We start from the raw sequence: 8,794 nt of genomic DNA on the forward strand, positions 1-8,794 counted from the left end.
TCATTGCACCCCTCCCCGCCTGCGGGGAGGGGAGACGAAGCGTAGCTTTGGCGGGGTGGGGTTCTTCGGGTTTAATAAGTAATCAAGCGAACATGATATTACTGATTAAACTTCGGTTAAAGGGGAAGGGTAAAAGGGAAAAACCTTTAACCCAAAGCCCAATTCCAAGTTAAAAATGCTTAACCGAACAGTATTGAAACCGTATCAATGTGCTGCCGTGACACCTTCATGATGCCAATCTACTCGGTTCATACGATAAACGAAGCAGTCATCGTCACCAAATCGTCGAGACTCGACAAATTGGAAACCAAAACGTTCATAAAAGCGGTGGACGCGGGTATTGCCAGCAAGTGGATCGACGAGTACAGCTATCACTTGCGGGTCAGCAAAACATCGAGCAAGTGCAAGCTGCATCATCTCGGTTCCATAGCCTTTGCCCAAATCGCTCTCTTCCCCAATCCAGATATCAATCGCGCGAAGATTCGCCGGAACATCACCCCAGTAGTGACTATCCTCACGTGCCGGATCGATGATCTGAATAAATCCGATGGGGCGACCATCAATTTCAGCAATTAATTGCTCTCTCCATTCAGGAGTGCGGTCAAGTTCTGTCTCCCAGCCCCAGTCATCGTTAGGGTCGGATTCTACCACATGAGGTTGCTCATCCCAATGTCGCAGCAGATCCAAATCAGCAAAGGTAGCAGGGCGGAGATTTATTCTCATCGGAGGTGGTACGTTATAGTTCATGGCTTTACTCAGGTTAGTTAGCACTTACCTACTCATATTTACTGTGGTGTAATCAAATACCAAAGGATAGGGGAATTTTACCAAGAAGCGATCGCCTACGGCGGGCGAGTACGCCATCGCACAGTGAAGATACATACAAATCTAAAGAATTTATTAAATAGCTACCCAGGTAGAAAACGGGTAGTTCTCCGCTATCTTTAAGCAAGCGATTCAGGGATGATTAATTTTATAGAAAAGCGCTAGCACAAATTTTAGGCTGGCATTTAATAAACCGCATATAAATCAAAGCCCTGAACTTTTATCAGGGCTTTTTAAATTTAAGCAGAGCGATCGCAGCCTTTTGAGTTTTATTATTGCCTTGAAGCGATCGATTATTTATACAGTAGTGCTAGTGCTGAAAGACTGATGGCAAGACTGGGAAAATTGATGCTGCGAGAAAACTGTGATTTTCATGTCATTTAAGAAATAGAAGCTGCTTTGCGTCAGTATTCTTTCCTCGGTCAAGGCATTTGCATTTTAGGCTCAAGTACTCTAGGAAAATTGCTCTATAAATAGTCTACAAAATAAACTACTATAAAACCATCGGAATAGTGTCTTTAATGATTATGAGCAACACTAAAAAAGTTAGTGAAGACTTGAGCGCTGCTGGACAACTAACTTCTGAAGAGTTAAAACAGGCAGCCCAAGAGGGATTTAAGTCAGTGCTGAACCTGCGTTCTCCCGATGAAGCAGGTTTTCTCAGTGACGAACAGCAGCAAGCTCAAGCGGCTGGACTGCAATATGCCAATGTCCCATTAAAGCCTTCAGAAGCAAATCAAGAGCAAACAGAGTTAGCAATTCAGGAGATTGAGAACTTACCCAAACCAATTTTAATTCACTGTGCTGCTGGAGCAAGGGCTAGTGGTATCGCCTTGATTGCCAATGCTATTAGTGAAGGTCTGACTTATGAGGAAATTAGTCAGAAAGCTCAAGAGCTTGGTTTAAATTTAGAACAACCCCACCTCAAGCAATTCCTACTTGAAAAGTATATTGCCAAGCAAAAATGACTAACTCAGCACCAAGTCGTTTGGGTGAACTCGCCAACCTGTTTTTTAAATTGGGCATCATCGGCTTTGGGGGCCCGGTTGCCCATATTGCCATGATTGAAGATGAAGTGGTTAAGCGGCGTCAGTGGTTGACAAGGGAGCATTTTCTAGATTTGCTGGGTGCAACTAACCTAATTCCTGGGCCAAATTCCACAGAAATGGCTATCCATATAGGATACATCTATGCAGGATGGCTGGGGCTGATTGTGTCAGGTGTCTGTTTTGTCTTACCTGCGGTTCTAATTACTGGTGGGTTTGCTTGGGTTTATGTTGCCTACGGTACTCTACCCCAAATTGCTCCCTTACTTTATGGTATTAAACCGGCTGTTTTAGCAATCATCATCAATGCTCTCTGGGGGTTAGCCAAAAAGGCTGTGAAAACTCGCCAATTACTAGTAATTGCTTTCGCTGTGGCATTGCTGACATTGTTATTCAAATTAAATGAAGTAATTGCCCTATTAATTGGGGGATTGCTGGGTATGGTTTGGTTACATTCTGGCGATAAACACGATAAACCAGGAGATAAAGCCAACTTTCTGATTGCTAGTCTCAGTACAGGTGCAACTTTGAAAGCATCCGCTGTACTTGCGACATCGGTAGCTACTACATCGACTGTAGCCAATGTTTCCTTATGGCAGTTGGGTTGGTTTTTTCTGAAAGTTGGTAGTGTCTTGTTTGGTGGTGGCTACCTTTTGGTGGCTTTTCTGCAAGGGGAATTAGTTCAAGAATACGGCTGGCTGACACAACAGCAGTTATTAGATGCGATCGCAATTGGTCAATTTACCCCTGGGCCAGTACTTTCCACTGCTACGTTTATCGGTTATGTGATTGCTGGCATACCTGGCGCAATTGTTGCCACAATCGGAATTTTTCTACCTTCTTTTGTTTTCGTTGCTGCCCTGAATCCCTTAATCCCCCGCTTACGAGCTTCTTCTTGGACTAGAGCATTTTTGGATGCTGTGAATGTTAGTGCTGTAGCCTTAATGGTTGTGACTACTCTACAACTGGGGACAGCAACTTTAACATTACCACAAGCCCCATTTGTAGATTTTCTCGGTTTGGCGATCGCGATCGTCTCAGCCATTTTAGCTATTCGCTTTCGCATTAATGCTGCATGGTTAGTCTTTAGTAGCGCCTTCATTGGATGGGGTGCTTCACTCTTGGGCTACACTCGATGAAATTGCAACTATTTGAGATTACTAAATTTAAAAAAAAATGTAGAGACGTATCACTGCTACGTCTCTACAAAGGTTTTAGATGGAGATATCTTATCGATAATCTTGACTTTGAATGCTTCCTAAACGGGCAGCATCACGAATATTGTAATCAACACGGGTAAAGCGATTTAGCTGCATTTCAAAAAAGTCTCGATTAGCTTGTAAATGCTTGGGATTTTGGTCATCTAAAGGATATAAAAGTGCAGTTCGCAAAGCTTGAATTACCGCAGAAGTAACACAATACATTGAGCGTTGAAAACTCACTCCCAACTGAATCAACATATCTTCTTCACCCCGGCAATGTTGGCTGTAGTAATCAACAAGATATGGTGGCAAAAAATGCAACATATCTTGCATTAATAATGTCGGGGGAATGCCAGCAGTACCCACTGGAAATACATCAGCGTAAAGAATACCAAAGTGAAAGTCTTTTTGGTCTTCTGGTACTTGACGCGCTTGAGCATTATAAGATTTCGTCCCCCGGAAGGGTGCGGTGCGATAGAAAACTGCTTCTACATAAGGTAATGCTGCTTCATATAGCCACATAAAACCCTTGGATTTGGGGATAATTTCGTAGCATTCACCACGAATATAAACGTGATGGTAAATGGGACGACCTGCGATCGCAAATATACCATTAACTAAGAAATTCATCGCCTCTGGAACGCTGCTAATGGTACCTTCGTCATAGCGATCGGACATTTCAAAGAACACTGGGGCCATGATTTCCCAGAATAAGCCCAGATTAGCGTAGTATGACATCTGGCGGCACTGTTCCAAAAACATATCGGGAAACAGATTGTAAAGCCCCAGCATTACGGGGTTCCCTTGGAAGTAAGCTTTAATTGCCCTATCGGCGTTGGCTTTGTATTCTTCAGAATCTAGGTAAGGGTCAAATTGCCCACCCATCCCTCTGTGCCACAACATCGCCCGCATACAAGCTTCCGCAAATTCCATGTTAATGCGATCGTGGAACAAGTGATGCAACAACTTCGGCATTTTGAAGGTTTCACCCTTTTCAATAAATGCCAAAAGTTCTGGATGTGCAGTAGCTTCGCCGCGCCAAATTCGTAAATCGGCATCATCGCCAGCGTAATGATTGTGCAGTTCTAAATACTCTTTGGGTAAGAAGTATTTAAAGAAAGGAAGCGGGTTTAAGAATTCGCGTTCGGCAATATAAAGTAGGTCACGCCAGTAAAAATCCATCGGCACAGCATAAGCTTTGTATAAACCGATGATTTGCATCAAATTTTCTGGAGTATCGGGTAACATTGCACCGCCTGCTTCTAAGCGGTGAATTACTTCGGCAAATTCGTGTTTTGAAGGAGGTAATTTTATTGCTGTTTTAATTGCTGTCATGTTATGAGGAATGGGGAATGGGGATTGGGGATAGAGGAAAAAACTGTAACCTGTAACCTATAACCTATAACCTGTAACCTATTTCAGCGCTACTTCAGAGATTACGGTTTTTTCTAAGGTGGGAATTGCAGCCACCATTGTTGTAGTTGTGGATTCACTCCAACGCACTAACCAAGTGGGTTGTACTCCCAAAAAGATGATGAAAGCTGCCAAAATTAAAGCTGGTATTTTCTCAGACCAAAGAACTTTGGGATAGTAGGCGACGTTATCGAGTTTGCCAAAACAGGTGCGGTTGAGGAGGATGACAAAATAAACTGCGGTTAATCCACTAGCTATTACACACAAAATTGTTGGAATGGGAAAGATTGAGAAACTACCTTGAAAGACGATAAATTCGGCGATAAATCCTGTTAAACCGGGAATACCTGCACTAGCCATCCCACCTAAAACTAGTAAGGCACTAATTAGAGGTAAGCCGCGTATGGGACTCATCAAACCATTGAGTTTATCTAATTCGCGTGTTCCGACTTTCGCTTCCACGACTCCTACCAAGTGGAAGAGAATCGCCAGGATGATACCGTGGCTAAACATTTGGGCGACTGCACCCACAAGTGCTAAGGGAGTACTAGCAGCACCAGCTAGCAAGATATAGCCCATGTGACCGACGGAACTATATGCTACCATGCGCTTGATATCTTTTTGAGCGATCGCAATTACTGCTCCATAAATAGCACTGACTGCTCCCCAAATTGCCAAAGTCGGTGCAATAATACTCCAAGCATGGGGAAACATACCCAACCCAAATCGCAACATTCCATAAGTTCCCAGTTTTGCTAACACACCACCAAGAAGAATGGCAATTGGTGCTGAAGCTTCAACGTAAGCATCGGGTAGCCAAGTATGGAAGGGAACCAAGGGAATTTTAATGCCAAAACCTAATACTATCCCTGCTAGTAAAAGGATTTGTTTTGCTGTTGAGAGATTTTCTGTTGAGACTGCATCAAAAGCAAAATTGGTAGAACCACTTAGCCACACCATACCCAAGAATGTCGCCAGAATTAATGCTCCTGAAACAGCAGTATAAATCAGGAATTTAATTCCAGCATAAGCCCGTTTTTCCCCTCCCCAAATGGAAATTAGTAAATAGAAGGGGATTAATTCTAGTTCGTAGAATAGGAAGAATAGCAGCAAATTTTCAGCTAGGAAAGCACCTGCAACTCCTCCACTAACTAATAAAATCATGGAGTAGAATAGCCGGGGGCGTTCAGTTTCTTTACTACTGCTGTAAATAGAAATCCAGGTGAGCAGGCTATTTAATACCAACATTAATATAGAAAGCCCATCAACACCTATTTGATAGCTCAAGCCAAGGGTTTCGTTCCAGGGTAGATACTCTTTAAATTGCATCCCTGGATTGGTGATATCAAATTTTAGCAGGATAAAAAGGTTCCAACAAAGAACTATCCCAGAAAAAATTAATGCTGTTAAACGAATGCGATGTTTAGGGAAACTTACAGGTAATATTGCTATAACAATAGCAGCGAAAATTGGCAGCCAAATTAAAACACTTAACATTATATTTGTCCTTTGTCCTTTGTTATTTGTCCTTTGTAACTTAGCAATGACCAATGACTAATGACAAAGGACAAAAAAATTAGCCTACTCTGGTGATTATGCCAGTATCTAAATCATAGTAACCACCGACTATTATCAGCTTTTCTTCATCTATTAACTTAGATAAAACTTGTGATGATTTCAATTTTCTCATTTGGGCTAAAATATTTGCTTTACAAGCATTTTCTAGCTTATCTCCTCTCTGGTTTTTGGAACTTTCTACACTTGGTTTAATCGCCTCAAGCAAACTACCAATCTGTCCCGGCACTGGAGCGCCCTTAATTGCGGCATCTACTGCACCACATCTTTCATGCCCTACTACCATAATGACTTTGGAGCCTAATATTAAACTGCCAAATTCTAGGCTACCAATTTCTTCTGGTGTAGCAATATTACCAGCTACACGGCAGACAAATAAATCTCCAAATCCCTTATCAAATATAATCTCTGAAGGAACTCGTGAATCTGCACAGCTTAGAATAGAAGCAAAGGGCTTTTGACTTTTGGCAACTTCAAGTAAACGGGAATAGATTTGGTCAGGATTACGACGTCTTCTTTGGACAAATCTTTTATTCCCATCTAATAAGTCTTGCAATGCTTTTTCGGGGCTAATATCATTTTCTGCCGAGGCTTTTTCGGGCGCAAGTAAGTTTGAGCCAAGTCCTGCTGTCACTACTCCTGTACCGATCGCACCTGCACTAACCTTGAATAAAGTTCTTCTGGAAAGATTGATTTGCGGATTTTGTTTGCTCATGGAATTCTTCTCACAATATTAAACTGTCTGTCTGTTTGTAATAAAACGGCATTGGATACCTAAATCTAGTGATTTAGGAAATCAATTTTAAAAGCTGCACTCCCCAAAATGACCAAGTTACCCACATTCCTAAAATGCTCACTCCTAGAAGGACGGTGAAGGCATAAAACTGGGTTTGTCCAGAAGTGCTGTATTTGAGACTTTCCCCACCTAATAGCGAAAATAAACCAACCAAATTAACGATGCCATCGACTACAAAGCGGTCAATCATATCGGCAAGTTGGGAAATTTTGGCAACTCCAAAAATTATAGTCATTTTATAGAGTTTTGGGGTGTAAAAGTCGTATGCTATTAAGTCTTGTAAACCTTGCCAAGGGAGGCGAATCGGTTTGGGAATATTGCCGAAATAAATTATGCCAGTGATGCTGCAACCGAAAATACTTGACCAATTTAAAAGTAGTGCAACATCTTTATTTAGGCTTACCCAATCTGGTAAAAGTGATAAATTTTGCAAGATGAAAGGAAGATGTAGATTAAAGCCAAGTAGAATCATCATCGGCAGAATCATCGGCCAGTGAGCTTCAGGCGATCGCTCTGTCATTTGTGTAGCTTTACCACCAAAAAGTAAAGCGAATTCTCTGGTCAAACTCACGGCTGTCAAAGCATTTACCGCGATTATTACTCCCACTAACCAAGGTTGAGTTTCCCACAGCCCATCTGCTAATTCCATCAGCGCCCAAAAGCTACCCAGTGGTGGAAAACCAATTAATCCTAAACTGCCTACAATAAAGGCGATTCCAGAAATCGGGCGACGCTTCCATAGTCCACCAAGTTGGGTTACGTCTTGGGTGATGCTATTCCAGATAATTCCGCCCGTACTCATCACCAATAGTGCTGCGGATATGGCGTGGGTGAGTACTAACAATAGCGCCGCTTCGTCTTGTTGCACTCCCACAGCGATGAATACTAAACCCATGTATGCGCTGACAGAATAGGATTGACAGCGTTTCATATCGATTTGCGCGATCGCAATTAAAGAAGCACCCACGGCTGTCACCGCACCAATGGCCACCATCGCTGAGGAAGCTATGGGCGAGATGGTTAATACCGGTTGCAATTTAATCAGCACCCATGCACCACTAGCTACTACTACCGAGTTCCGCAAAATCGTACTGGGAACTGGGCCTTCCATCGCTTCATCTAGCCATAAATGCAGGGGAAATTGGGCACATTTACCCATCGGCCCAGCAATTAAAGCTAAACTTACCAGTGCCATAGTTGTCGGGTTGACGTTAGCAGTAGCCGCCCATTCAGCTAATTCTGGATAATTCCAAGTTCCAGCTAAAGGCCATAATGCCAACACGCCCATCAGCAAGAATAAGTCTCCCACGCGCTTGGTTAAAAACGCATCTCTAGCACCTGAAACTACCAAAGGCTGGCTAAACCATAAGCCGACTAATAAATAGGTTCCCAGCGTTAGGACTTCCAAAATTACATAGCTGAAGAACAAGTTATTACACAAAGCAAGGGCACATAATCCCGCTTCAAATAATCCTAATAAAGAATAGAAGCGTCCCCAACCCCAATCCATTTCCATGTAGCCGATGGCATAAATCTGCGCCAGCAAATTCAAGCCAGTAATCACAACCAAAGCGCCGACACTCACCGAGGATATATCTAAAGCAATGGTTAAGTCTAAACCAGCCGTAGATAACCACGGAATAAACACTTCTTGGGCTGGATAATTCCAAGTTGCTTGTAAGGCGATCGCACTATGCACAAACGCCAAAAATGTCATCACCAAATTTACATAACCCGCCGGTCTTGGCCCCGTTTTCCGAATGATCCCCGGGGACCAAGGCACGGCTAACAAGCCACCTATTAAGGCATAGCACGGAACTAGCCAAACAGTCTCTAGTAGAAACTGAGCCATCAACTTAACCTCTATATTGTTATTAAAAAATTGGGTTTTTGATTCAACTGGCGTTGATCCCTGTTAACCCACCGATGTCTACGAC

7 protein-coding genes are annotated in these 8,794 nt (G+C 42.7%); 2 read left to right on the forward strand and 5 right to left on the reverse strand.

Annotated elements, in window-relative coordinates; all coding sequences use genetic code 11:
* Window positions 1-204: 204 nt before the first annotated feature.
* Window positions 205-747: a GNAT family N-acetyltransferase gene (locus IQ229_RS04155; RefSeq protein ID WP_194041535.1), complete on the reverse strand. Its 543-nt coding sequence runs from the start codon at window positions 745-747 to the stop codon at window positions 205-207.
* A gap of 605 nt (window positions 748-1,352) precedes the next feature.
* Here IQ229_RS04155 and IQ229_RS04165 point away from each other — a divergent pair.
* Both IQ229_RS04165 and chrA read left to right on the forward strand, forming a co-directional pair.
* The gene (locus IQ229_RS04165) at window positions 1,353-1,793 is read left to right on the forward strand and encodes a protein tyrosine phosphatase family protein (protein ID WP_194041539.1); all 441 of its coding nucleotides are present in this window, start codon (window positions 1,353-1,355) and stop codon (window positions 1,791-1,793) included.
* Entirely contained in the window at window positions 1,790-3,010 is a 1,221-nt protein-coding gene (chrA, locus tag IQ229_RS04170) for a chromate efflux transporter (protein WP_194041541.1), read from the forward strand. The genes IQ229_RS04165 and chrA overlap by 4 nt, the downstream gene beginning before the upstream one ends.
* A 90-nt stretch (window positions 3,011-3,100) precedes the next feature.
* Here the strand turns inward: chrA and IQ229_RS04175 are convergent, their stop codons facing one another.
* From IQ229_RS04175 to IQ229_RS04190, 4 genes are all read right to left on the reverse strand, one after another.
* Complete coding sequence (locus IQ229_RS04175) at window positions 3,101-4,408, reverse strand: CO2 hydration protein (RefSeq protein ID WP_194041543.1); 1,308 nt, start codon at window positions 4,406-4,408, stop codon at window positions 3,101-3,103.
* A gap of 78 nt (window positions 4,409-4,486) precedes the next feature.
* Entirely contained in the window at window positions 4,487-5,983 is a 1,497-nt protein-coding gene (locus tag IQ229_RS04180; protein WP_194041545.1) for an NADH-quinone oxidoreductase subunit M, read from the reverse strand.
* Between the two features lie 79 nt (window positions 5,984-6,062).
* Window positions 6,063-6,776: a carbonic anhydrase gene (locus IQ229_RS04185; RefSeq protein WP_194041547.1), complete on the reverse strand. Its 714-nt coding sequence runs from the start codon at window positions 6,774-6,776 to the stop codon at window positions 6,063-6,065.
* Between the two features lie 73 nt (window positions 6,777-6,849).
* Complete coding sequence (locus tag IQ229_RS04190; protein WP_194041549.1) at window positions 6,850-8,709, reverse strand: NAD(P)H-quinone oxidoreductase subunit F; 1,860 nt, start codon at window positions 8,707-8,709, stop codon at window positions 6,850-6,852.
* Window positions 8,710-8,794: the final 85 nt, after the last annotated feature.

This window comes from Nostoc cf. edaphicum LEGE 07299 (assembly GCF_015207245.1).
Classification (GTDB): domain Bacteria; phylum Cyanobacteriota; class Cyanobacteriia; order Cyanobacteriales; family Nostocaceae; genus Nostoc; species Nostoc edaphicum_B.

Coding starts and splice junctions, on each gene's coding strand:
- IQ229_RS04155 (WP_194041535.1), bottom strand. CDS start 747: ATGAACTATAACGTACCACCTCCGATGAGAATAAATCTCCGCCCTGCT.
- IQ229_RS04165 (WP_194041539.1), top strand. CDS start 1,353: ATGAGCAACACTAAAAAAGTTAGTGAAGACTTGAGCGCTGCTGGACAA.
- chrA (WP_194041541.1), top strand. CDS start 1,790: ATGACTAACTCAGCACCAAGTCGTTTGGGTGAACTCGCCAACCTGTTT.
- IQ229_RS04175 (WP_194041543.1), bottom strand. CDS start 4,408: ATGACAGCAATTAAAACAGCAATAAAATTACCTCCTTCAAAACACGAA.
- IQ229_RS04180 (WP_194041545.1), bottom strand. CDS start 5,983: ATGTTAAGTGTTTTAATTTGGCTGCCAATTTTCGCTGCTATTGTTATA.
- IQ229_RS04185 (WP_194041547.1), bottom strand. CDS start 6,776: ATGAGCAAACAAAATCCGCAAATCAATCTTTCCAGAAGAACTTTATTC.
- IQ229_RS04190 (WP_194041549.1), bottom strand. CDS start 8,709: ATGGCTCAGTTTCTACTAGAGACTGTTTGGCTAGTTCCGTGCTATGCC.